This is a genomic window from Vibrio tarriae, assembly GCF_002216685.1.
In the GTDB taxonomy this organism is placed as follows: domain Bacteria; phylum Pseudomonadota; class Gammaproteobacteria; order Enterobacterales; family Vibrionaceae; genus Vibrio; species Vibrio tarriae.
This window is the reverse complement of the sequence record NZ_CP022352.1, coordinates 633,809-657,186: the sequence shown is the minus strand read 5'-3', so window position 1 is coordinate 657,186 and position 23,378 is coordinate 633,809. Positions and strand designations below refer to the sequence as shown.

21 protein-coding genes are annotated in these 23,378 nt (G+C 44.7%); 10 read left to right on the top strand and 11 right to left on the bottom strand.

Annotated features, from left to right (window positions below; genetic code table 11):
* The first annotated feature begins 116 nt into the window (after nt 1-116).
* Nucleotides 117-437 carry a heavy metal-binding domain-containing protein gene (locus CEQ48_RS03465; protein ID WP_089070246.1) on the top strand — a complete coding sequence of 107 codons (321 nt, stop codon included), beginning with the start codon at nt 117-119 and terminating at the stop codon, nt 435-437.
* Nucleotides 438-608: 171 nt separating this feature from the next.
* Here CEQ48_RS03465 and vpsT read toward each other — a convergent pair whose 3' ends face one another.
* Nucleotides 609-1,283 (bottom strand): LuxR family transcriptional regulator VpsT, encoded by a 675-nt coding sequence (gene vpsT / locus CEQ48_RS03460; RefSeq protein ID WP_089070245.1) that lies wholly within the window; start codon nt 1,281-1,283, stop codon nt 609-611.
* Between the two features lie 562 nt (nt 1,284-1,845).
* On the bottom strand, nt 1,846-2,124 hold the full coding sequence (ppiC, locus tag CEQ48_RS03455; protein ID WP_089070244.1) for a peptidylprolyl isomerase PpiC: 279 nt from the start codon (nt 2,122-2,124) through the stop codon (nt 1,846-1,848).
* 174 nt (nt 2,125-2,298) lie between these two features.
* Between ppiC and CEQ48_RS03450 the strand changes: the two genes are divergently transcribed.
* Nucleotides 2,299-3,219, top strand: a complete 921-nt coding sequence (locus CEQ48_RS03450; protein WP_089070243.1) for a chemotaxis protein — start codon at nt 2,299-2,301, stop codon at nt 3,217-3,219.
* Nucleotides 3,220-3,293: 74 nt separating this feature from the next.
* On the opposite strand, the gene CEQ48_RS03445 is transcribed toward CEQ48_RS03450, so the two are convergent.
* A complete protein-coding gene (locus CEQ48_RS03445; protein ID WP_089070242.1) occupies nt 3,294-3,821 on the bottom strand; it encodes a MarR family winged helix-turn-helix transcriptional regulator in 528 nt (175 codons plus the stop codon).
* Between the two features lie 171 nt (nt 3,822-3,992).
* Here CEQ48_RS03445 and vdcA point away from each other — a divergent pair, with 171 nt between their 5' ends.
* Nucleotides 3,993-5,009: a diguanylate cyclase VdcA gene (vdcA, locus tag CEQ48_RS03440; RefSeq protein WP_181710676.1), complete on the top strand. Its 1,017-nt coding sequence runs from the start codon at nt 3,993-3,995 to the stop codon at nt 5,007-5,009.
* Nucleotides 5,010-5,127: 118 nt separating this feature from the next.
* On the opposite strand, the gene CEQ48_RS03435 is transcribed toward vdcA, so the two are convergent.
* On the bottom strand, nt 5,128-5,706 hold the full coding sequence (locus CEQ48_RS03435) for an aldolase/citrate lyase/malate synthase family protein (RefSeq protein ID WP_001056770.1): 579 nt from the start codon (nt 5,704-5,706) through the stop codon (nt 5,128-5,130).
* 232 nt (nt 5,707-5,938) lie between these two features.
* On the opposite strand from CEQ48_RS03435, the gene CEQ48_RS03430 reads away from it, so the two are divergent.
* Complete coding sequence (locus tag CEQ48_RS03430) at nt 5,939-7,372, top strand: DUF3612 domain-containing protein (protein WP_198301075.1); 1,434 nt, start codon at nt 5,939-5,941, stop codon at nt 7,370-7,372.
* A 279-nt stretch (nt 7,373-7,651) separates the two neighbouring features.
* Here CEQ48_RS03430 and CEQ48_RS03420 read toward each other — a convergent pair whose 3' ends face one another.
* Nucleotides 7,652-9,025, bottom strand: coding sequence for a diguanylate cyclase (locus CEQ48_RS03420; RefSeq protein ID WP_089070239.1), 1,374 nt, complete (start codon nt 9,023-9,025; stop codon nt 7,652-7,654).
* A 179-nt stretch (nt 9,026-9,204) separates the two neighbouring features.
* Between CEQ48_RS03420 and CEQ48_RS03415 the strand changes: the two genes are divergently transcribed.
* The gene (locus CEQ48_RS03415; protein ID WP_089070238.1) at nt 9,205-9,813 is read left to right on the top strand and encodes an alpha-ketoglutarate-dependent dioxygenase AlkB family protein; all 609 of its coding nucleotides are present in this window, start codon (nt 9,205-9,207) and stop codon (nt 9,811-9,813) included.
* A 288-nt stretch (nt 9,814-10,101) separates the two neighbouring features.
* Complete coding sequence (locus tag CEQ48_RS03410) at nt 10,102-11,304, top strand: DUF3541 domain-containing protein (protein WP_089070237.1); 1,203 nt, start codon at nt 10,102-10,104, stop codon at nt 11,302-11,304.
* A gap of 136 nt (nt 11,305-11,440) precedes the next feature.
* On the opposite strand, the gene CEQ48_RS03405 is transcribed toward CEQ48_RS03410, so the two are convergent.
* Complete coding sequence (locus CEQ48_RS03405) at nt 11,441-12,379, bottom strand: DMT family transporter (RefSeq protein WP_089070236.1); 939 nt, start codon at nt 12,377-12,379, stop codon at nt 11,441-11,443.
* 100 nt (nt 12,380-12,479) lie between these two features.
* On the opposite strand from CEQ48_RS03405, the gene CEQ48_RS03400 reads away from it, so the two are divergent.
* Together CEQ48_RS03400 and CEQ48_RS03395 are read left to right on the top strand one after the other, a co-directional pair.
* Nucleotides 12,480-13,385, top strand: a complete 906-nt coding sequence (locus CEQ48_RS03400; RefSeq protein WP_089070235.1) for a LysR substrate-binding domain-containing protein — start codon at nt 12,480-12,482, stop codon at nt 13,383-13,385.
* Nucleotides 13,386-13,553: 168 nt separating this feature from the next.
* Entirely contained in the window at nt 13,554-14,732 is a 1,179-nt protein-coding gene (locus tag CEQ48_RS03395) for a GGDEF domain-containing protein (protein WP_089070234.1), read from the top strand.
* Nucleotides 14,733-14,734: 2 nt separating this feature from the next.
* Here the strand turns inward: CEQ48_RS03395 and CEQ48_RS03390 are convergent, their stop codons facing one another.
* A complete protein-coding gene (locus CEQ48_RS03390) occupies nt 14,735-15,031 on the bottom strand; it encodes a hypothetical protein (protein ID WP_089070233.1) in 297 nt (98 codons plus the stop codon).
* Nucleotides 15,032-15,205: 174 nt separating this feature from the next.
* Between CEQ48_RS03390 and CEQ48_RS03385 the strand changes: the two genes are divergently transcribed.
* Complete coding sequence (locus tag CEQ48_RS03385; RefSeq protein ID WP_089070232.1) at nt 15,206-16,054, top strand: pirin family protein; 849 nt, start codon at nt 15,206-15,208, stop codon at nt 16,052-16,054.
* A 365-nt stretch (nt 16,055-16,419) separates the two neighbouring features.
* Here the strand turns inward: CEQ48_RS03385 and ppnP are convergent, their stop codons facing one another.
* Nucleotides 16,420-16,707 carry a pyrimidine/purine nucleoside phosphorylase gene (gene ppnP, locus CEQ48_RS03380; RefSeq protein ID WP_181712719.1) on the bottom strand — a complete coding sequence of 96 codons (288 nt, stop codon included), beginning with the start codon at nt 16,705-16,707 and terminating at the stop codon, nt 16,420-16,422.
* A 394-nt stretch (nt 16,708-17,101) separates the two neighbouring features.
* Here ppnP and CEQ48_RS03375 point away from each other — a divergent pair, with 394 nt between their 5' ends.
* The gene (locus tag CEQ48_RS03375; RefSeq protein WP_089070230.1) at nt 17,102-17,542 is read left to right on the top strand and encodes a DUF2850 domain-containing protein; all 441 of its coding nucleotides are present in this window, start codon (nt 17,102-17,104) and stop codon (nt 17,540-17,542) included.
* Nucleotides 17,543-17,550: 8 nt separating this feature from the next.
* Here CEQ48_RS03375 and CEQ48_RS03370 read toward each other — a convergent pair whose 3' ends face one another.
* The 3 genes from CEQ48_RS03370 to CEQ48_RS03355 form a co-directional block, all read right to left on the bottom strand.
* Entirely contained in the window at nt 17,551-18,828 is a 1,278-nt protein-coding gene (locus CEQ48_RS03370; RefSeq protein ID WP_089070229.1) for an MDR family MFS transporter, read from the bottom strand.
* A gap of 290 nt (nt 18,829-19,118) precedes the next feature.
* Nucleotides 19,119-20,747, bottom strand: coding sequence for a methyl-accepting chemotaxis protein (locus CEQ48_RS03360; RefSeq protein ID WP_181713410.1), 1,629 nt, complete (start codon nt 20,745-20,747; stop codon nt 19,119-19,121).
* A gap of 270 nt (nt 20,748-21,017) precedes the next feature.
* On the bottom strand, nt 21,018-23,378 hold the full coding sequence (locus CEQ48_RS03355; RefSeq protein WP_089070227.1) for a Lon protease family protein: 2,361 nt from the start codon (nt 23,376-23,378) through the stop codon (nt 21,018-21,020).

Sequence of the window (23,378 nt, the reverse complement as noted above, 5' to 3'; positions counted from 1 at the left end):
GGATTGTGGCAAAAAAGATTCAAGCCTGTCACTTAAAGAGATTGAGGCGATGGCGGAACTTCACTGCCATTTTGTAATCCAATCTGAACATCAAAAACATCCCTTGAGGAAACACCATGATTGTTACAACGACACCCAATATCGAAGGCAAACGCATCGTTCGTTACTGCGGAGTGATTGCAGGCGAAGCCATTCTTGGTGCCAACATTTTTAAAGATCTGTTTGCTGGGCTCCGCGATATTGTAGGTGGACGCTCAGGTACTTATGAACGAGAGCTCGAAAAAGCTCGTGCAATTGCATTGGAAGAATTACAGCAACACGCCGCAGCACTGGGCGCAAATGCCGTGGTCGGCATCGATTTAGATTATGAAACCTTTGGTAAAGCCAATGGCATGCTGATGGTTTCCATCAGTGGCACTGCAGTTGTCGTCGAATAGTCAACAACTGTATCTAAACGACTGAGATTTTCAGGTAGGGAGCTGGTGAGTACATCTCGATGAGCGTAGGTACGCTTGAAGGGCTTAAAATAAGGCAACGTTATGCTGCCTTATTTTTGGCGAAACCTAGACTATCGAATGAAGAAAATAGAAGAGGAATTACAACACGAATTAAGAATTGACTTCTTCGATTCCAATATTGTTTTTCGCCCAAATCAGTGCCTGCAAGCGATTTTTGGCATTAATTTTTTTAAAGACATTATGCAGATGTGTTTTTACTGTATTTTCACTCACAAAGAGTTTATCTGCAATTTCAATATTAGAAGCACCACTTCCAAGCAACTTGATAATTTGTTGTTCTCTTTTGGTTAATTTTGCGTACATTTGCGAGGTAACAACTGAGTTGCCAGCACGATAGTGAAGAATATATTCTTGAGCCAGCTTACGAGTTAGCCACATTTCACCCTGCAAAATTTTACTCATGCCTTTGATCAGCGTGTCCATATCATCATCGATATAGAATACTCCGGCCAAATTATTCCATTTAAAGAGTAATTTATGCTCAATATCCTGTGGGCAGTTAATGATTACTTCTTTAGCATCAGGACAACTGATGTGCTTAAACGAGCTATAATCGGTCAATACATCATCAGAAATTCTAGAATAATCAATCACCAGCATCTGAATATTGCGGCTTTCTGGTTTACTCTCCTCGAGCCAGAGCTCAGAAAATGGTGTCATTTCCAGCGCTAAAGGAAGTTTTGATTCTAACGCCTCTTTCAACAATCTGGATTGCATACAAACATCAGAAAGCATTCTAACGTTTAGTTTGTTTTCATCTTTCATTTCACCCCTCCTAACACATCAAGGCTAACATGGTTAAAACTAACGTTAAGAAAAGGGAAGTCAATGTTCAGAAAATAAGACAAACGCATAAGCAGATTGAATCTGAAATTTAATCTGTATAATTCATGAGGTTAAGAAAACTTCTCAATATTAAGAATATCAATAGCGAAAACACCATTATTTCATTTATATAAGTCAAGTTGCTTAATAAAAACCATAGATACGCAAAAAGGCTCTTATGTGTTTTCCATTCGATATAAAAAATAAGTTGGTATGATTACTACCCAATCTACTCGTTGAATATCAAAATTAGAATAAAAATCCATAGTAATAATCAATACATTAATAACAGAAATTGATATTAATCATATTTTATCTCTCTAATGTTCAATATATTCGATGAGAAAAATAAGTGTTCTAAAACTACTTGGAATTTTAGGTAGGAACATTTGAGCTCATCCCCCATGAGCATAGACAGGTTCAATGTAGCCGGGGCAAGCGAACGTAACCAAAACCACTGCAGCTTGCAGTAGGTTAGGTGGCTCAATGAACAAGAACACCACTAGGTACGATACAACACCTTCACCACATGCCAACCAAATTTGGTTTTGACCAATTGTGGGGTTAGCACTTCACCTTGAAAGCAGGCTTTGTCGAAAGCAGGAACCATTTGACCTTGACGAAACTCACCCAAGTCACCACCTTTTTTTCCAGATGGGCAAATCGAATATTTCTTAGCCAACACGTGGAACTTCGCCCCTTTCTTTAATTGAGCCAAAATATCATCGGCTTGCTCTTTGTGTTTAACCAAAATATGCAAAGCTGCCGCAGTGCGAGCCATAATGTTTCCCCTATTTTGTCGAGCCGCGTAGTGTACTCGATCAACAATAAATGTAAACGCATGGCTGAGATCAATACAAATCGGTCGAATATCGACTAAATTCAAGCCATTCCGTTGCCGATACGGTAATTTCGTTTAGTATTACTAAGAGTCCGAACAGTTAAAGAAAATATTATGGCTAAAGTCGTCAGTAAAGCGAACCAATCACAAGGAATGTTGATGTTCACGCTCAGTGCCCAGCAGCAACTTTTCGCTATCGGGACACTGAAAGTCCGGGAAATTGTCACTTATCAACCTATGACTCAGATCCCCTATTCACACCATCATGTGATAGGAACGGTCACGATTCGTAACCTTACAGTGCCAGTGATTGATATGGCCGCAGCGATTGGCTTCCGCCCAATCCAACCGAGCGAGTATCAGAAGTGCTATTTGATTGTCACAGACTGCTTACGCACGGTTGTAGCTTTCATGGTTCGCACGATAGAAAAGATAATCGAGTGTGATTGGCGACAAATCGAATCGTCCCCTGAAACAGCAGGGCATGATGTTTTCGTCACTGGGATCACTCGATTCCAAAACAAGATTGTGCAACTGCTGGATGTGGAGTTACTACTCTCGAAGATCTACCCACAGTATGAATCGACCAAGGTTCCGATGTTGACAGATATCGAACGAGAGCGATTAAAACCCCTCAATATTTTGTTGGTCGATGATTCTTCTATTGCGCGTAAACAACTCTCTGATGCGCTGGATAGCATCAACATTCCTTATCATATCTGTAAAAATGGCAGTGAAGCGCTGGATTTGATGCGCGATATGGCACGCGACCACCGCGCCATCGACATTTTGGTGAGTGATATTGAAATGCCGGGATTAGATGGTTATGAGCTGGCATTTGAAATGCAAAATGATCCGCAGTTAAACCATGCTTATTGTATTTTGCACACTTCGCTCTCCAGTGAGATCTGTGTCGATCGTGCCCATCAAGTTGGCGCTCACGAAGCGTTGGAGAAATTTAACGCTACCGAGTTAGTCGAAGCCATGTTGCGTGGATCCAAGAAGCTTGAGACGCAGCGTTTGCAAAAATCGTGATCGGTTAAGTATTTAACCCAAAGCCAATCGCAAGACTATTTGCTGTAACAAATAAAAATGAATTCTCGGCAGCCCTAGCGCTGCCGATCTGAATTCAGCAAATCAGGTATACACCATAGTTGCTCATGATGACTCAACCACTCTTGTAATTGTGTCGATAACGTCTCTTGCTCCACCTCGGAAAACTTCGTGAGCAAACTCGACTGTAAATCACAATACTCTGGCAACCAGAGTTCGATGCGTTGTCGCCCTGCTTCTGTCAGTGTCACCTCAACATTACGCCTGTCATACTTACTGAGGTTTCTCTCTACAAGTCCTTTGCGTTCAAGCCGCGTTAAACGGTTAGTCATAGCCCCTGAGCTGAGCAATAACCGCACTTGCAAGTCCGAAGGGTTTAGGCAATAAGGATGACCGACACCACGCAAGGTCATTAACACTTCAAACTCTCCAGCGGTCAGTCCCGCTTGTTGATAGAAGGTCTCCATTTTTAACTCAATACGTCTCGCCAACCGTTGTAACCGATGAAGTACCGACATGGGCAGAGTATTCAACTCAGGCAGCTCATTTGCCCATTCCATGACGGATTTTTGCACTGAATCCATTCGTTTTATCCTGTGTTGATCCCATTACTCCTTGACGTTAACACTTCAAAGAGGATGAGGAAAATGGCACGCATTGAGCAGCCTCTCTAGCAAGAACAAATTTGCAGCGTTTCTACAGTAAATCCGCTAATCTTAAGGTTATGAAAATGTCTTGCGTATCCTAACCAAGTGATGACAACTGAAGATTTCAAAAAATCCACGGCTAACTTAAAAAAAGTCGTACCTTTAATGATGAAACATCATGTCGCGGCCACCCCCGTGAACTATGCCTTATGGTATACCTATGTCGACCAAGCCATTCCGCAACTGAATGCGGAAATGGACTCTGTATTGCAAAACTTTGGTCTTTGCCCACCCGCTTCTGGTGAGCATCTCTATCAACAATACATTGCAACCAAAGCAGAAACCAATATCAATCAGTTACGCGCAAATGTTGAGGTGCTGCTCAGTGAAATTAGCAGCTCAATGAATGATACGCTCAGTGACACCAGTTCCTTTGCGAATGTGATTGATAAAAGCTTTAAGGAGTTAGAACGCGTCGAGCAAGACAATCTCTCGATTGAAGAAGTGATGACTGTCATCCGCCGCTTGGTGAGTGACTCTAAAGATATTCGACACTCGACCAATTTCCTTAACAATCAACTGAACGCAGCAACTTTAGAAATCTCTCGTCTTAAAGAGCAACTGGCGAAAGTTCAGAAAGATGCTCTGTTTGACAGTTTATCCGGACTCTATAACCGCCGAGCTTTTGATGGCGATATGTTCACGCTGATCCATGCTGGTCAGCAAGTCAGCCTGATCATGCTCGACATCGACCACTTTAAAGCCCTTAATGACAACTATGGCCACCTGTTTGGTGACCAAATTATCCGAGCGATTGCCAAACGTCTTCAAAGCCTGTGTCGTGATGGTGTGACCGCTTATCGTTATGGCGGTGAAGAATTCGCACTGATTACTCCGCACAAATCGCTACGTATTGCACGACAGTTTGCTGAATCGGTGCGACGTTCAATAGAAAAGCTCACCGTAAAAGATCGGCGTAGCGGTCAATCGGTCGGTAGCATTACCGCTTCGTTTGGTGTAGTAGAAAAGATTGAAGGTGACTCTTTGGAGTCTCTCATCGGTCGAGCGGATGGATTGCTGTATGAAGCGAAAAATCTGGGCCGCAATCGAGTCATGCCGCTCTAAACTCTGCGATACCTACCCACACGTTGTAAATAGACGGCACAGGAAAAGTTACACCGCTCCAAATTGCCACAAAAAAGCCAAGAATCTCTGACTCTTGGCTTTTTCATACGATAGCGGATTAATGTGAAAAACAGTCTCCGAGGAAATATTCGTCACCATTTCGAGCCGTATACTCTTTCTCTTCGATACGAGCCTGTGGGCGACCTTGTTCATCGCCTTTGATCAAACTTACCCAGTGGCGAATAGTGGTGCTTGGTTGTGCGTGATCATTGGAATGATTGAGTACCGTGCACGTTTCTAATTGAATATCTGCGATTTCTCGTAACTCAATGCAACCCGTGCCGCGCTGGCAACCTAATGTCATTTCGACGTGACTACCTTGCCCATCACGAAACAGAAGATGGCTTGGATTTTCTTTACTGCCATTAAACGCCACAAACTGTTTTGGGTATTTCAAGCCACTATGACGGCCATCTTGAAAGTAAGCGAGCAGGTGATTGTAATCAATCACGTATGCGGTCACATCTTGGTGAGTACCATTTTCAAGCGGAAACAGGCGATCCAATAACTGTTTGGCTTTGGTTTGTTTTTCACGCTGTTGATTGGCGGCGACCGTTTCTACGGCGAACACAGCTTCAGCGATAAAGGGTTTGTTTTGGTGTTGGATTTCTGTTTTATCAAACGTCAGCATGTTCATCGTCGTTCCCTCGTCCAGATTCAATGTCATTTTGCTGCAAAGACACTGGCGATATTTTCGCCGGATTTGTGACTTCGCTTACTTGGAAGACTAGCGGATTTTTGACTACAATTTCACAACAAAAATTTTACAATGTGAATTTTACAAAATGAGTGTGTCTAAAAGTCTTGTTCGACAGTCCCATTTTCTGGGCACTAAAGTCAGAAACCTTCGGAAAAGGAACCACTTAACTATGGAGGATCTTTCTGCGCGCTGCATTCGTGTTAGTCCTGAATACGCACCATCAGTTTCTTATCTCTCTATGATTGAGCGCGGAAAACGAGTACCGAGCGTTGAGATGCTGGAAGTGATCGCGGAAGTGTTTCAAAAAGATCCCATCTGGTTTTTAGATGATGAGCCAGAGCACATTGATATCACTCCCGAAAAAGGCAATCGAGGTGGCATTAGTGGAATGGCTCTTGAGCCCAGTTTTTTGTTTTCCAATGATATTTTACAAATTGCTATTCCCGAGATGCTCTCGCAAACTGGGATTACTGGCCGCCAATTTGCTCATCTCTTAATTCGAGCCCATCAAGAAAGTCTGCAAAATCATTTCCCGGATCTTGAACGCGCTGCAGAAGAGGTGGGGCTAAAACGCCTTAATTTATCTGTCACCGATTTGCTGGACATTGCCAAAGGGCTTGGATTGGACGTGCGTTGGGTAAAGCGTACGCCGCATGATGTAACAGACGAACTTGGGGTGAGTGCCAAACAGCTCGTTACCTCTTTTTTTGAGCCGCCTGGGCGCATTTACCTGAATGAGATCCTGCGTGAATACCCAACGCGATTGAAATATGACCTTGCGGTTTATATCGGACATAATGTGCTGCACAACAAAGATGGCCTAAAAAGCGTCCTCTCCGTCGGTCACACTCAAGGGTGGGATGAGATGGTGGAAACCTCCCCCTCTTCAGAGCTGAACTCACAAGATATCTTGCAAGCTTGGCGAGATTTTGAATCCAGCTTTTTTGCTGGGGCACTACTGTGCCCTAAGGTGCCCTTTCGACAACTGCTCGATCGTAACGGATATGAAATCAGCGTTCATCAGAAAGCGGGAGTCTCACCTTCTGTCGCCATGCGGCGGATGACCGTCGTTTCTCCCTACCCTCACTGGCACTATTTTGATGCCTATGGTGAAGGGAAACTCAAGGCCGTATACCGTGGAAATGGTATCCCACTTCCTTGGGGAAATATGCGTAAAGTGAATGACCCTTGTCAGCATTGGGCCGTTTTTCGTCGTCTTTCACAGCCACAGCAAGGCAGTTCAGCCCAAATTTCGATTTTAACTGTGGGTGATGAGCCACGGATTTATTGCTGTGAATCACTCAACGTTGTCGATCCTGCCGGCAACAACCGTGTATTGTGTGCGGGCATCGACCTGAATCCTGCGATTAATGCGCAAGGTGGTGACGCTCTCGCTATTGCTCAAGAGCTCAAAATGAGTTGTGTGCAGAAAGGAGGAACCACCGCGATTCCAGCGCCGATTAAACGTGATTTGCGCACTATCGCCAAAATTCTCAACATCAACTGGGTTGAACGAGGTATCGAGAATGAAGCGAGATTAATTTGTTCACGCGGCGCGGTTTGTCCACGAAAGCCAAGATGCTATGGCGAATGTGGTGAATAAAAAAAAGGCCAACCACAAGAAGTGTGATTGGCCGTCTATAAGTGTGAACAATGGTGTTCACTAACAACGTCAGTTGGCTAGGTGACCCTCGGCTTAGAAGGGTCAATCTAATAAATGCAGATTGCGTGCCAACTTTTCATTAGCGACTTTTACATGAAAATCGGGCAAAAAACGAACAGTTTCATTACAACCACACTCATAAATGAATGACGAAATGCGATTTTACTTGCAAATTGCAAAATATAAATTAGCAAAATGCAAAAGTGAGCTTGGTAAAGCTCAAAAGCGATAGAGTGGGTTTTGCCTACGCTTAGCGGTATACATACGTTCATCGGCCAGTTTGAACATTTCATCAGATGTGGCAAAAGCCTGATCATACAAGGCATATCCAATACTCACACGAACATGGATGAGCTTGTCTTCATAAATGATGGGCGTTTCAGAAATGCTTTTTAGAATGTTTTCACTGACTTTGAGCACATCTTGATCACGATGAATACGTGGGATCAACACTAAGAACTCATCTCCCCCTATCCGCGCCACCAGATCGGAAACCCGCAAGCCAGATTTAATCCGCTCCGCACAAGCAATCAACACTTTATCGCCAGCGCTATGACCATGGGAATCGTTGATCGATTTAAAACGATCAATATCAATATTCAACAAAGCAAAATTACCTTCACTATGCGAACGCTTAGCGTTTTCAAAGTAACGCTCAATGGTATAGATAAAATAACGCCGATTTGGCAGTTGAGTTAAAGGGTCATGTAATGCGCGCTCTTCAGCTACTTGATAAAGACGCATGATTACGCCAAATCCTGCCATCAACATCAATAGCACCGAGTAACCCTGCAAGCGCACTAAATTTCGGGTATACCAAGGTAACTGTTGCAGTAAATCTTGCTTCTCAGCCAGAGCAATTCGCCAACTCCCGTAAGGGAAGTAGACATTCTCTTGCGCGAAAGCGTGCTCAAATACCCGAGGCTCTCCAAAAAACACCTCTCCTTCGCTGCCACGGCTGTCTAGTCCACGAATCGCAATCTGAAAATGTTCGCCAAAGCTGTAAATGCTGGTGGCTGAAAGCAAAGAATCCCAATCCATCACGACACTTAGCACTCCCCAATAATGAGAATTATTGGGTGGGTCGTAAAATATCGGCTCTCGAATTACTAGCGCACGACCTCCTTGAACAAGATCGACGGGGCCAGAGACAAAAGTTTGTTTGATTTCGCGTGCTTTTTTTATTGACTGCCACTGCTGAGGCACGGTGCGGTAATCCAAACCGAGCAGCGCATTAGTTTGAGGAAGCGGATGGCTGAAAGCGATCACATCATTGGGTGCGATGCCCAATGAGCTTAAGTGATCGCTATTCCTGATCACAGCAGCCGAAAGCGGTTCCCATTGGTAGATATTGAGCTCAGGATCTAAGGTTAACAATGTTGTTAAACCTTTTACGGCATAGATATCGCCCAAAATCTCTGCTTCCAATTGAAAACGTACAATGGAGAGCTCTTCTTTAGCATGCTTACGTAAATCATCTTGCAGAGTACGTTTGTAATTGAGGTGAAGGGACTCAATCACCGCTATGCCTAAAAAGAGTAAAGCCAGAAAATAAATTGAGACATACTTATATTTGTGCGAGGTTAACCCCATCCCCCAACCCTCAGTTTTATTATTGTTTATTGATTACTGAGTGAACCACACAGATCCATTCGCAAACGCACTACAACTTACCTTCTACCTGCAACTCCAAGGAGTTTGGGTATATTTAATAGATTAACGTAAATGTACAATAAAGAAACTAACTGATTATAAATTTGTAAATATAACCCATGATAAAAAAACTGCTTTTGAACACTCATTCCGCTTCTGGTGAGATAACTTTAACGGATGGTTTGCTCTACTGGTTTCCACAATTCCTCACCGCCGTTCAAGCCGACCAAGCTTTTCAGCAAATGCTCGCGCACTTGGATTGGCAGCAGAAGAGTATTCACCTGTTTGGTAAAAGCGTGCTTCAACCTCGACTTATCGCTTGGTATGGAGAAAAAGGCTACCGTTATTCGGGTCTCTCTTTATCTGCTCAACCCTTCCCGCCACCGTTGCTTACTTTAAAGACGCAGTGCGAACAGGCCGCACAAGCCCCCTTTAATTCTGTGCTCGCGAACCTTTATCGCGATGGACAAGACTCGATGGGCTGGCATCAAGACAATGAGCCTGAATTAGGCCCTAATCCGGTGATCGCCTCCCTCTCTTTAGGAGAGAGTCGCCGATTTCTGTTGCGCCATCACAAGGATCATGCGTTGCAAGTCGAATGCGAATTGAATCATGGGGATTTGCTGATTATGGCAGGGAATACTCAGCACTTCTGGCAACACGCCATCCCTAAAACTCGTCAAACCAAGCAAACACGGATTAATCTTACTTTCCGTAATATTCTTTAATACCCAAACTACTTGGCGTTGCAGGTAGGCTGAGTTTATCCTCATGAGCATAGGTAAACAGGTGATTGGGGTGAACGAACGTAGCCAACACCGCTGCAGCTTCAAGTAGAAAGGGGATATTAATTCAAAGTGTTCATACCTTGTCGCTTGTGTTGCTGATAATAAATGAGAAGTGCTGACACAAACTCGGATTATTGACATACCACTAACCAGAGCCTCACATCGACCCAGTTCCACTGCGCTAGAGTTTTTTGGTCTAAAAATGCGCAAAATTGATCAGGTACTGTAATGATGAACAAAACTCAAATAGCGGTTGTGTCTAGCCTTATCGCGGCACTGCTTCTCACCACTTTTACGAGTTACGCACAAACTCATGCTGTAGCCACACCACCTGAAGCCGAAAATAGCGCGCAAAGTTCTCTCGAAAACTTAAGCCACCATACAGAGCCATCATTCAGCATAGCGGCGCAAATTCCGTTTAAGGCGACAGCTAACCTCATAAAGCAAACTTATGAAAGTCAACTGTTTACACTACCCAGTTTTAAAGAAGGTCATTATGCACTGCGTATGTATCGCCAAACGTTAGACAGCAAATACGCTGCGGCGATTGGTAGTGATTTATCGCGAGTGGCCAGCCGTTTAAACTATTTTTCCGCTGAAGTGAACACACCAGAGCAAATTCAACGCTACGCTCAGAAACGTCTAAAAAACTATCAACAGAGTGATGATGAGCGCACCCAACGCCGCTTCGCAGCAACTCAAACAATACCGGAGTACCTCTATCTCGGGATCGATTTGCTCGGTTCAATGGCTCGCGCCAACGAATATGGGCTTCAACATAAGGAAGACGCTAAACTGCGCCAAGTTATACGTCGGTATGATTTCACCCCCTATGCTACAGAGAGAGCGATGATTGAAGCTTGGGCGGCACAACTAGCTAATCAGGTGTATTGGTTACGCCAACTCGGTGAACAAGACGTGGTTGAGCCTTTTATTCAAGCCTTTCGCGATACCTATCCGGATCAGCGTGATAGTGAACTGAATGACCAACAGTACGGCAATAAACTGTATGGTATGACGCACATTATCTTTGCGGACTCAGAGTACTACCAACATTCGGTGAGTCAGCAGCAACATCAATGGATCTACGACTATTTCCGCGCCAACATAGAGACTATCTTGCTGCGCGCCAAACCGGATATTGTGGCCGAAGTGGGCATTTCTTTCCTACTTGCTGGGCTAGAAGATGATCCTGTGGTGCTCAAAACTCGCCAATTTATTCAATCAGCCGTAGATAAAGAGCGAGGAATGATCCCTTCCACCTCAGGTGATTTCGATTTATCCCTTGGTGAACACCGTAATGTATTGGCGATTATGCTGCTTGATTGGCGTTCGGTAAACCCAGCCCCGCTGGCAAGTCAACACCCCGATGTATTTACTGGTTTGCCTTATGGCTTAATCAAACAGTTACCCAAACCATTAAAAGACTAAAGATGAAATAATCCTCGACCAGTCATGTGACAATACCCTTTCTACTGAAGCTGTAGCGGTGTTGTCTACATTCGTTTACCCCAACCACATTGTGTATTCATGCTCATGGGGACTCACTTGCCGCCTATCTGCATGTTCAATGAGTTTGGGTATAAGCGGCTTTTAATCTGGTTTTACGCTCTATTAAACGAGGAAGAATCCCATTAATCACGGTGGTGACTATGATCACTGCCAGCCCCAGTTGCTGAGCGAAAGTGTAGTCGACATCAAAAAACAGCCCTTGCCATAGGGCACTGAACAACAGATTCGTAAAGATAAGTGGAGCCAGTTGCGAGCCCGATTTCGCTAAGCGATAAGCTTTTGCGCGAAATACTTGTGTATTGACGACGAGGATGGCGCTGAGCAATAAAGCCGCGAATGTCACAGCTCCTGAGATATCCCAACTCATCCCTAAACTTGCCCCAACATCGCTACTCCAAGGCACCAACAATAACAGTGGACTGAGTAATAACGCTGCGACCAAAAATGTCCAGCCATGAATTTCTATCGAGCGCATGTCACTTTGCGCTGCACGATACAAACTTAACTGCGAACCCGCATTAAATAAACCTGCGCTCAGACCTGCAAGCAATTCTGGTCGCCACTCAATCGAGCCCGTATTGCCTGCCAGCATAATCACTCCGACGAAGATAATGCATACACTCAGCACCGTTCGCCAAGCCAATTGACCACCCCATAACAATTTTTCTAATAAAGGAATGAAGAATGGACCAGTACTGAATAGCACGACGCTTTCCACCAGCGAAAGGGATTGCAATGCATAGATAAAACAGATCTGACTACCAGCAATACAGACAGCACGGATCAACAAAGAAAACCACATGTTTCTCTGCGGCCAACGAAAATGGGTCAACTTCATTGCAACCAGTAAAAATAGCGCCGGAATAATAAAACGTAAAAATCCCAATAGGGTGATGGGGATAATGTGCGACAAATATTGAGTCAGTAAACCGGTTAGCGACAAACTAAAGGTAGATAACAACATAAATAACACTGGGAAAACATGGTTTGGCATACAACTCTCCTTACGTTGCCGCCAATTGTAAGCAGATGACCGGATAAAAAATAACGAGTAATATTGACTAAACCTGTTAGAGATACTTACAGATCACCTTATGCGTAAATTGGCCCCCTTAAAATCCCTCTACTCTTTTGTCGCTGTGGCGGAAACAGGCAGCATGACACTGGCAGCAGAGGCACTCAACGTCAGTCACTCGGCCATCAGCCAAGCGATAAAGTCATTAGAATCGCAACTCGGTCAGCCGCTTTTTCATCGAGTGGGTCGTCAAGTTGTCCTTAATAGTGCAGGCAAACGCTATTACCAAAAAGTAGCGCCGGCTCTCGAACAAATTGTCGAGGCAACGGAGTCTTTACTAAAACCAACGCACTCCAATCGCATCACTTTAAATATGATCAACTCATTGGCACTCCACTGGTGGATTCCACGCGTCAGCAGTTTTCAAGCCTTTGCGCCAGATGTTGATGTACGCATTTCAACCTTAACCGGTGCTTTTTCTTTGGAGGAACAAGGCGTCGATGTTGCTTTAATCCACGGTCAATTACGTGAATGGCAAGACTACTATTGTGAACAATTAGCCGATGACGAACTGGTGATGGTCGTCAGCCAAACCATGGTTTCGGCGACGATGACAGCCCAACAGGCATTGGCTCAATTTCCAGCGATTTTTGTGAATAATCCAAGGCGGCAAACCGATTGGGATATTTGGTGTCAAGCCAATCAAGTCACACCACCACCACAACAGCGCAATCTTTCTTTTTCGGCATCAGCGCAAGCGCTGCAAGCCACACTGAGTGGTTTAGGAGTATTTGTCACCCACAAACTTTTTATTAAACAAGAATTGGAGAGTGGGATTTTAAAAGAAATTGGTCAACCCGTGACTCATCGCGATCAGGGATACTATTTCGCTTGCCGGCCTGAAGCATTACGTTCTGAAGCGGTATTGACACTAAGAAGTTGGTTGCGTCATGAATTTAGGAAAAATCAAAACACTCAAAAGTAGTAGATTATTTTTCTTTATACTCGACTAGGGTCATTGTATTTATGGAAATATAACCATATTGCATTTCTAAAAGATGAATAAAATCACACTATTTCGTTATTTTCAGACTTCAAATAAGCCAATTTCATCTAAACTTTATCTAACTTCACTGAATGGATTGAATTTGGGATGGATAGCTTTGCTGGCAACCAATTAAAAGAGATGACAGAGATGCGTTTTGCTCGTAAGCAGCATATTGTCCTGATCAGCTCTGGTGTTGCTACCGCTATTTTTCTGGTGTTTGCACTTTACTACTATTTTAACCACCAGCCTCTGTCATCGGGTTTATTGCTGCTGAGTGGCATAGCCACTTTATTGAATATGCTTTCGCTTAATCGTCATCGCGAATTACATACTCAAGCTGATTTAATTCTTTCATTAATCCTACTCACTTATGCGGTTGCCTTAGTCAGCAATACTCAGCATGAATTATCGCATCTCTTATGGTTATATCCGCTTATCACCACTTTAGTCATGATCAACCCTTTTCGGATGGGCTTAGTTTACAGTGCCACGATCTGTCTAGCGATGACAGCCTCAATACTTTTGAATCATCTCCAAACAGGCTCTAACCACCACATTGCACACAATTACTTTTTAATGAGCTTATTTGCGCTAACGATTATCTGTAATACCGCTTCTTTCTTTTTCTCAAGAGCGATTAATTATATTCACACCCTATACCAAGAAGGCATTGAAGAGTTGGCTTATCTTGATCCGTTAACGGGTTTAGCCAATCGTTGGAGCTTTGAAACTTGGGCGACAGAAAAAATCAAAGAGCAACAGGAATCAAATTCCATAACCGCGCTCATTTTTCTTGATATCGATAATTTTAAACGCATTAATGACAATTACGGCCACGATGTCGGCGATCAGGTACTAAAACATTTCGCGCACCGTTTACGCAATAATATCCGTAATAAAGATCGGACAACCAATCAGCATGATTACTCAATCGCTCGTTTTGCCGGTGATGAGTTTGTGTTGTTGCTGTATGGCATACGTAATTTACGCGATCTCGATAATATTCTGAGTCGTATCTGTTACCTGTTTATCGACCGCTATCCAGAGACAGATATGCTCAACAACCTTACTGTGAGTATAGGTGTGGCGATTTATCCAAAAGATGCCATAACTCTACACGAATTGACCCGCTGCGCGGATAAAGCCATGTATGCTGCCAAACATGGCGGGAAAAATCAGTATCGCTACTACCATGATGCTGCTTTTCCTCCTGCGATTGAAACCGTATTAGATGATACTCCTGTCGATGCACCCAATGTGACTCCGCTGAAAAAAGCGCATTAAGCTTACCCAAACATGTACATCAGCCATAAACATACTGCGCCAAATACTGTCATCCATGCTGCATAGCGAGCCATGTTAGGCTTGTCAGGCTTAGGTTTTACTACCTGTTTTAACGCCGTCCGTTTAGCGTATTGCATAAGGCTAGGATCCGCTTCGCGTATTTCTTCACGCTTATGCTGGGCAGAATTCGCGGTCTGTGTGAAACGCTGCAACTGCTCTTTAGTCAAATCTTTGCTTGGATCGTAATTAGGATATCGATCGTTATGTTTGGGCAAAATGGCCATGGCAATCCCTCCCATTCATGCGTTGTCCCTTATTGTTGAGTGTAACGGCTAATCTTGGATTGACCCACGTCATGGCTCCCAATCATTCAAATTTCTCGAATATGAAGCTCAACTTCCTCTGCTGCTCATTCATCTCTGGCTTATCTACAATTCTCTCCATCAGCGCTCAGTCTGCAATGGAGAAGCCTTATGACTAAAGACCGCGAAATTCGCCAAACAGTTCCCGCACAACCCACTTCAGACGGTGATGGCGTAAAAATTCAGCGCATTGCAGGATTCCAACGTCCAAATTTCTCACCGTTCTTGATGCTCGATGAACTTAAAGCCGATTCCCAAGCCGACTACATCGGCGGCTTTCCACCTCATCCGCATCGCGGTATTGAAACCTTGACTTATATGCTGCAAGGGCATTTTCAGCACCGAGATCAGATGGGAAATGTGGGTGAATTACGATCCGGCGGCGCACAATGGATGGCAGCAGGGCGTGGTGTGATCCACAGTGAGATGCCGATTATGCAAGAAGGTCAATTACACGGCTTCCAAATCTGGATTAACCAACCAGCTCGCAACAAAATGTCGTCCGCGAAATATCAAGATTTTCAGCCAGAAAATATTGTTGAACGCCATCATCCACAACAAGGTTTACTGCGTGTGATTGCCGGTTCCATCGAGGTAGAGAGTCAAACGATAACAGGCCCATTAACCGATACTGGCGTGCCTGCCACCGTCGTCGATTGGCGAGCTGAAGCTGGTCAAAACATCAGCATCAATACGCCGCCTCACTTTAATGCCATGTTGTACGTCTATCGTGGGAGCCTGAGCGTAGGAAAACAATTGGTCAAAGCGGGACACATCGCAATGCTAACAGCAGGAGAGTACCTCACTCTGCATGCAGAACAACCCAACGGCAGTTTGCTTTTAATGGGGCAGCCGATTGATGAACCTGTTGTGCATTATGGTCCATTCGTGATGAATAGCATGGCGGAGATTGAGCAAGCAATACGCGATTACAACGCTGGCTATTTTGAGACCTACTGATACTTTTTAGAGTGCCTATATTCCTTATTTGACGCAGCAGAGGTATTGCCAGATGGCCAATCCTACGAGCACGTTAAGTAAGAGATTTGAGGTGCTTAACTAAGTCCTAATGATTGGGGACAACCAGAGTGAAGATCCACTGCCAGCCTAATGTGTCATAACAAAGATTATGGCTATCCTGAGCTGCTTGGTGTTACAAGTAGGCAGCGAGTGAGTTTATCCCGATGAGCATAGTCAGACTATGTGATTGGGATGCATGAACTTCGCCAACACCGTTGCAGCGTTGAGTAGCAAAGGGAAATGGCACATGGGCGAGATATCACAAAGGGTTTGCCACACCTGTAAAGGTGTGGCTTTTTTTCAAGTTAGGCAGGCAAAAATTCACACAGATAAGCCGTTGCCACTTCAACCTGCAGATCAAAAGAGGAATTACCCGCCACCTCAAACGCTTCACCGGCAGTAAAGGTAACCCAATCAGCATCATTCACACGCTTAATGGTAAGCGCCCCTTTCACCACAGTCATGCGCTCTGGAGCGCCAGTGCCGAAAGTGTATTGCCCAGGAGCCATCACGCCCACCGTACTCTCACCGTCTTGCTGACTGAAACCCAGTGACTTTACGTTGCCATCAAAATACACGTTTTCCTTGATCATTTTTTCTTCCTGTCTGTCATCAATCACTACAGTCGTTTAACTGCAAAATTCAAGCGAGAGTTGTAACTCATCACTTCACTTTGTACAAGTGCCAGCAATACGCCTTTTGCTAGGAGGTATATACTCATAGCAATGGCTGTAAGGTTGGCTAGTTATCGGATATGAAACATCCCTCATTAAGTACCCATTATATTTGGGGATAAAATCACGCTTTTACCGTATGCATTTTGCGGTTAGAAGTCGCTTAGCACAAGCTAAGCAGCGGCATAAACTAAAGGACGAGTTCTATCGCCGAGCCCAAGATTTTGGATTGTCTGATACTGTTGACACCATAAACTACACTTCAACACTGGGTGTTGGGTGATTCGCTGTTTGTCATAAACCAAGTGAGAACATGTCAAAAGAGCTGGTATTTAAATCTGTATTCTGGTCATCACTCTCTATTCTCGGGGGGGCGTTTGCTATGCTGCTCTACGTGAGTTACCAAGACTACGTGAATCCTAAACACGTTTTTGGTTCTTGGATTGAAATCGGTGCGCCAAATTACCAAACCGAAGTGCTACGCTTTAATGAGCAAGGCGTCTATCGTAATGATCGCTTGATCAGTACCAACTTTGAATTTGACGGAACCGCCATCACCATTCGCACAGGTAATGGCACCTTCATCTACGAGCTGTCTGGTACTTTTAACTCACCACAACTGAAACGAATTCAACCAACCAACCCTGTACAGCGTTTTATTCGACAAGGTTTTGAGCAGACTGTCAGTGATCAAGGAAATAACGCCGCGCAGCTCAGGCGCTCGGCGTTATCCGAACACTTCAACGAAAAATAACGTCCCTTTTAACACTCCGTTGCTCGAGATAACCTCTCTTTCTCTCCCGTTTCTTGTTCTCGTTGCGCTAAGTAATACAGGCCAATCATAGCTAAGCACAATACAAAACAGAGCCCATACAGCCACTGGGCGTTGAGATATTCGATCATCATACCTCCTGCCAGCGGGGCAATCGCAAAACCTAACGAATAGAGAGCTGCCGCACCAAAATAGGAACCCCGTAAATGGGCGGGTGCTAAACGGTCAATCTGCACATTTAACGTCGGGAATGCGATCACCTCGCCCATACTCAATATAAAGCAAGCCAAATACCAACCTAGTGGAAAGGCTTCTGGGGTAAACATAAAACCGACTTGTGCAATGCCCATTAGAGCCATTCCCAATCGCGTCCGTGTAAACAGCGGCACGTTTTCCAATAGTTTCAACGTTGGAAATTGGAACAAAATGATGGTCATAGTATTGACCAATACCAATCCAGCCACCAACTGCGCAGCATCAGCAATCCCAGAGCGCACAATCACTTGCGGCAACGAGGACTCGACCTGACCATAAACAAACATCATCAGAAAGTTGGCCAGCATCATTTTAACAAACACATTGTCTTTACTGATCACTCGCATAGTGGCAGAAAAATTGGGCAGAAGTGAGCGATCGGGTTGTTGAAAGCGTCCTTTACGTTCTAAAGTGGCAAGCAACCACAAACCAAACAGCAAATAAGCGATGCCTGTGACCATAAACAGCACTTGCGGATGAGCAAGCGCAAGGGTAATTCCTATTAATGGGCCAATGGCTCCCCCTAGGTTGAGCAGGAAATAACGTACATTGAGCGCCAATTCACGATCTTTTTCATCGGGTAAGTTATCACCAATCACCGCTTTACCGGGCGCTTCAATCATAGGCCGCATTAAACCCGTCAATACGATCATGATGAAAAATTGCCAGATTTGATTTGAAAGCCCAATACCAGCGTAAGCAAACGTCGCGATAAGGCTCCCACTCACCATGACCCATTTGCGGCCAAATTTATCAGATAAATACCCTGAATAAAGCCCAGTTAACGACCCCACCAATGCCGATGTTGCCAACATCGCACCGACTTCCGTCGCCGTAGCATGATAATCCTGATACAGAAAAACGACTAAAAATGGCCAAGCCATAAAAAAGCTGGTGCGCGCAAATAAAGTGCCAATTAGCACAGTCCATACGGGAAAATTAAATCGCCTCACCCTTTCCCACTGAAACAAACTCTCACTTCTTTCTGTGCATTTTTCCGTACTTTTCCCCATACCTTTTCCTTCCCTTGTGTACTGACATTGTTTGGCGACTTACATCACACTTTGTTCATTATTCCCTCAATATAAAGAGAAAAAATGGGGAAAGATAGCTGAATTTAGCAAGCCATTAAGAACAAAAATAAATGTTGCAACGATATAATTAACCCCTTCCTAAACAGGTAGTTATCTATTCTGAATGAAAAGAAAAAAGCCGCAGGATCATCATTATCCTGCGGCTTTTCGATAGTTTATTTAGCGTTTAACACTTGGTTGGATGCGGCTCGCTAAATTCTCGTTTTTCTTTATAGCTTGAAGAAAGACAGTTGCGCTTTTTGCTTTTCAGCTAGGTGCGAAAGCTCATTACTGGCACTGGCGCTTTGGCTGATGCCAGTCACGTTTTGATGCACTAAAGTCGACATGTTCGATACGTTACGATTGATGTCCTGAGTCACATGAGACTGCTGCTCAGCCGCAGTCGCCACTTGGGCATTCGAATCGTTAATATCAGAAACCGATTCTGTAATACCGATTAAGGCGTCATTCGCTTTGGATGTCAGCGCTTTATTTTGAGTCAACATATCCAAACTTGTTTGCATGCTGTCGTTCGCCATCGTTGACTGAGTTTGTAACTCTTCAATAATCGCTTGGATCTCTTTCGTAGATGATTGCGTGCGTGCAGCCAACATACGAACTTCATCAGCTACCACAGCAAAACCACGGCCAGACTCACCTGCACGAGCGGCTTCAATCGCTGCGTTCAGTGCCAACAAGTTCGTTTGATCAGACACACCACGGATCACTTCAATCACGTTGCTGATCTGCTCAGATTGCTCTTTCAAACGCAGAACCACACGCGCAGCATCATTCAGAGCCAGCGCCATTTGTTCACTGGCTTGGCTGCTTTCTTTGAAAATAGCTAGACCTGATTTTGCCAGCTCATCGGCTTCACGCGCTGTCGCATCCGCAGCAGAGGCATTATCGCTCACGTTATCTGCCGTGCTCGCGAGTTCATTCACCGCTGAAGCCACTTGTTCAATTTCCATCAGTTCCATCTGTGCATTCGACTCAGCTTGAGTCATCACTGCTGCAAGCTCTGTCGATGCCGATGCCACCTCTTCACTAATACGGGTCAGTTGCTCAACGGTGGTGTGCAGTTGTTTAACCGTGGTATTCACATCTTGGCTTAATTTGGCGATCTCATTTTCACCAGTGTCATCCGCTTTAACCGACAGATCACCCTGCGCCAATTTACGCATCACCGCTTGCAAACTGTTGATCGGAGCAACAATTTGGCCTGATAGCAACCAAGCAGCAACAACAGACAGCACCAATACCGACAGTACAGTGATCATCGCATTACGCATCACAACCGCATTGCTTTGTGTGCTCTGATCCATAGAAGTGGTCGCGTAGTGGTTTACTTTCTGAGACAGTTCGTTGACCGCATTGATCATGCGGTTGCCTGTTTCGCGAAAGTTCTGGATGAAGGCGTTTGCTTCTTCTCGAGTAGCTAACCCTTGATCTAAACGATTAAACAGCGTGACCATTTTTTGCGATTCAGCCACATACTCTTCAATAGACAGCTTCGCCACACGAACATCGCGACTAAATTGCGCGTCTTGTTCCATCGAGCTCAGCGCAGATTGCACATCTTTCAAACCTTCACGCAGTTCAGCGATGAAGCTATTACGGCGCTCAGCATCATAAATGGCATACACAGCGCTAATGCGTAGCGGATAAATCGTATCGTCGACTTGAGCGATAGTGTCTTTATAATGCACCAACGCATGGGTGTTATCAGCAATCGCTTTTTGCTCATGAGTTAGGTTGGCTTTAGTGATCCATAGAGCAATCACCAACGCGATCATAGTAAACAAAACAGGAAGTAAAACTTGAAACCGGATGGACAAGTTTTTCAGAGAAAATGGCATGCTTAACCTCTTTAAACATAACACGTGCATCCATGCAAATGGGAGTATTCCCAGCACAAAAAATCGCCAAAATACTAGATCTTAATCACATAATTGTCCAGATTAAATGAGTTTATTTTTCAGATATTTATGAGTATATAAGCGTCAAAAATACAAAAATGAGCCAAAATAATGACAAATACTGCGTAAATGACAATTTATGCTCTTATATGAAAGAATATGAACACGAACTCATTGTTGTGTTCATATTCTTGGCAGAGAGAGGAGACGTTACTTACGTAATGCGTTGAGCTTAGCTTGAGCAAGACCAAACACCGTATCGACCGGATAGCTGCCATCATCGGTGGCAATGCCAGCCGGTTTGCCAGTGAAAATCTCGATTGCTTCGGTGACGTGATCAATCGCCCAAATATGGAAATCACCTTTTTCCACCGCTTTCACAATATCAGCACGCAGCATCAGGTTATGCATATTAGAGCGTGGAATGATCACCCCTTGGGTATCTTTACGTCCTTTGATGGCACACACATCAAAGAAGCCTTCGATCTTCTCGTTTAAGCCGCCAATCGGCTGCGATTCGCCAAACTGGTTCATGGATCCAGTAATCGCGATATCTTGTCGATTCGGTTGTTTCGAAAACGCAGAAACAATCGCACAAAACTCCGCCATGCTCGCACTGTCACCATCCACCCCACCATAGGACTGCTCAAAGGTAATGGTAGTGGTCAACGGAATACGTGCGGTACGCCCAAACACCGAGCTGAGGTAGGCAGATAAAATCATCACCCCTTTGGAGTGAATACTGCCGCCAAGATCGACATTGCGTTCAATATCAATGATCTCTCCCTCGCCATATGAGGTAGTGGCCGTGATTCGATTCGGCATACCAAACGCGTGATCACTGGTTGCCAATACCGACAACGCATTCACTTGCCCAACCGCCACGCCTTCAGTTTGAATAAGCGTGGTGCCATTGACGAAAGTTTCCATCATGCTCTGTTGCAGGCGGTTCACGCGCAGTTCTTGGTTACGCAGCGCTTCCTCCACATGACTTTGGCGGATCAGGTTTGCATTGGCCTGCTTGGCCACATAGTTGGTTTCGCGCAGCAAATTGGCAATATGGGCCGAATGCAACGACAGTTTGGTTTGATCGCCCGTGGTGCGCGAACTGTGCTCGATAATGCGCGCGATCGCTTTACGATCACAGTGCAGCATATTGGCATCATGCACAATACTGGAGATAAAGCGCGCGTAGTGCAGCTCGGAGTCGGCATCACGCGGCATCTCATCCGAAAAATCGGCAGTCACGCGAAACAGCTCACTGAACTCAGGATCATAATGCGCCAGCAGTTCATAAGTGCGGTAGTCACCAAACAGGATAATTTTCACATCGAGTGGGATAGGCTCTGGATCCAGTGACACGGTTCCCGTTAAGGTCACCTCTTTCTCTAGCGAAGTGAAACTGAGTTGGCGCGAACGCAACGCACGCTTCAAGCCATCCCACACGTAAGGCTGTTCAAGTACTTTTACCGCGTCCATCAGCAGCACACCACCATTGGCTTTGTGCAAACTGCCGGGGCGGATCAGAGAGAAGTCGGTAAACACTGTGCCTTTGTAGGTCGCGGTTTCAATGTAGCCAAACAGTGAGTGGTAGTTTGGGCTCTCCTCAACCACGATGGGAAACTCTTGTGCATTGCGGCTGACCAGCACGTTCACCTTATAACGACGCGGCAATTTTTTATCCAAAGACGCATTCGCAAGCTCACCTTGGTCGCCGCCTTCATCAAGAAAAATCTCGACATTTTCAACAATATCTTTTTGCAGATCGGTCAAATACGCCTTAATTTCCGGGTACTTACTATAATCTAGCTTCAGTTTTTTAATAAAGTGGGCAATGACATCTAAGGTGACTTCATCATTCAGTTTCTTGATTTTCTCGCTGTATGATTCTTCCCACTCGGTCAATTGACGCACCATATTGCGCAAGCTGACTTCCAACTCATCAATCGTATTACTGAACTGCTCTTGCTCACGTTTAGAGAGCGCATCAAACGTCTCTTCGGTGTGCATCTCCTCACCATTCAGTGCGACAAACTGATATTCCCCTTGAGGAGTCAAGGTTAAACTCACTCCCCGCTCTTTCGCCGTGCGAGTGATGCTTTCCAGTTCACTTTCTTGCTTTTGTGCAAGCTGGTTTTTTAGCTTTTCAGCACGGCTGAAGTAGATTTCATTATCGAATGCCAATGGGATAGCCGTGACCAGCTTAGTCATCAGTTTTTCAATATCTTGACGGAATTGAATGCCTATCCCACAGGGTAATTTCAGCACTTTAGGTACGCGCACATCCTCAAAATTCGCCACATAACACCAGTCATACAGTTTATTGACATCGTGTTGATGGCGGCTGAGATAACGCAAAATCATGGTGCGCTTGCCTAGCCCATTGCGGCCAATCGCGTAGATGTTGTATCCCTTCTCTTTGATTGACATCGCAAACTCGACCGCCTTCTGCGCTCGCTCTTGTCCAACGATCTCATCGATCGGTGCAAGTTCTTTGGTTGACTTACACTCTAGCTTTTCCAGTTTTGCGACTTGGTAGAGCTGCTCAAAACTCAGATGCTGAATCGCCAT

What these genes read in the sequence shown, in the direction of transcription:
- CEQ48_RS03465 (WP_089070246.1), top strand. Translation starts at nt 117, where the DNA reads ATGATTGTTACAACGACACCCAATATCGAAGGCAAACGCATCGTTCGT.
- vpsT (WP_089070245.1), bottom strand. Translation starts at nt 1,283, where the DNA reads ATGAAAGATGAAAACAAACTAAACGTTAGAATGCTTTCTGATGTTTGT.
- ppiC (WP_089070244.1), bottom strand. Translation starts at nt 2,124, where the DNA reads ATGGCTCGCACTGCGGCAGCTTTGCATATTTTGGTTAAACACAAAGAG.
- CEQ48_RS03450 (WP_089070243.1), top strand. Translation starts at nt 2,299, where the DNA reads ATGGCTAAAGTCGTCAGTAAAGCGAACCAATCACAAGGAATGTTGATG.
- CEQ48_RS03445 (WP_089070242.1), bottom strand. Translation starts at nt 3,821, where the DNA reads ATGGATTCAGTGCAAAAATCCGTCATGGAATGGGCAAATGAGCTGCCT.
- vdcA (WP_181710676.1), top strand. Translation starts at nt 3,993, where the DNA reads ATGACAACTGAAGATTTCAAAAAATCCACGGCTAACTTAAAAAAAGTC.
- CEQ48_RS03435 (WP_001056770.1), bottom strand. Translation starts at nt 5,706, where the DNA reads ATGAACATGCTGACGTTTGATAAAACAGAAATCCAACACCAAAACAAA.
- CEQ48_RS03430 (WP_198301075.1), top strand. Translation starts at nt 5,939, where the DNA reads ATGGAGGATCTTTCTGCGCGCTGCATTCGTGTTAGTCCTGAATACGCA.
- CEQ48_RS03420 (WP_089070239.1), bottom strand. Translation starts at nt 9,025, where the DNA reads ATGGGGTTAACCTCGCACAAATATAAGTATGTCTCAATTTATTTTCTG.
- CEQ48_RS03415 (WP_089070238.1), top strand. Translation starts at nt 9,205, where the DNA reads ATGATAAAAAAACTGCTTTTGAACACTCATTCCGCTTCTGGTGAGATA.
- CEQ48_RS03410 (WP_089070237.1), top strand. Translation starts at nt 10,102, where the DNA reads ATGATGAACAAAACTCAAATAGCGGTTGTGTCTAGCCTTATCGCGGCA.
- CEQ48_RS03405 (WP_089070236.1), bottom strand. Translation starts at nt 12,379, where the DNA reads ATGCCAAACCATGTTTTCCCAGTGTTATTTATGTTGTTATCTACCTTT.
- CEQ48_RS03400 (WP_089070235.1), top strand. Translation starts at nt 12,480, where the DNA reads ATGCGTAAATTGGCCCCCTTAAAATCCCTCTACTCTTTTGTCGCTGTG.
- CEQ48_RS03395 (WP_089070234.1), top strand. Translation starts at nt 13,554, where the DNA reads ATGGATAGCTTTGCTGGCAACCAATTAAAAGAGATGACAGAGATGCGT.
- CEQ48_RS03390 (WP_089070233.1), bottom strand. Translation starts at nt 15,031, where the DNA reads ATGGGAGGGATTGCCATGGCCATTTTGCCCAAACATAACGATCGATAT.
- CEQ48_RS03385 (WP_089070232.1), top strand. Translation starts at nt 15,206, where the DNA reads ATGACTAAAGACCGCGAAATTCGCCAAACAGTTCCCGCACAACCCACT.
- ppnP (WP_181712719.1), bottom strand. Translation starts at nt 16,707, where the DNA reads ATGATCAAGGAAAACGTGTATTTTGATGGCAACGTAAAGTCACTGGGT.
- CEQ48_RS03375 (WP_089070230.1), top strand. Translation starts at nt 17,102, where the DNA reads ATGTCAAAAGAGCTGGTATTTAAATCTGTATTCTGGTCATCACTCTCT.
- CEQ48_RS03370 (WP_089070229.1), bottom strand. Translation starts at nt 18,828, where the DNA reads ATGGGGAAAAGTACGGAAAAATGCACAGAAAGAAGTGAGAGTTTGTTT.
- CEQ48_RS03360 (WP_181713410.1), bottom strand. Translation starts at nt 20,747, where the DNA reads ATGCCATTTTCTCTGAAAAACTTGTCCATCCGGTTTCAAGTTTTACTT.
- CEQ48_RS03355 (WP_089070227.1), bottom strand. Translation starts at nt 23,378, where the DNA reads ATGGCGATTCAGCATCTGAGTTTTGAGCAGCTCTACCAAGTCGCAAAA.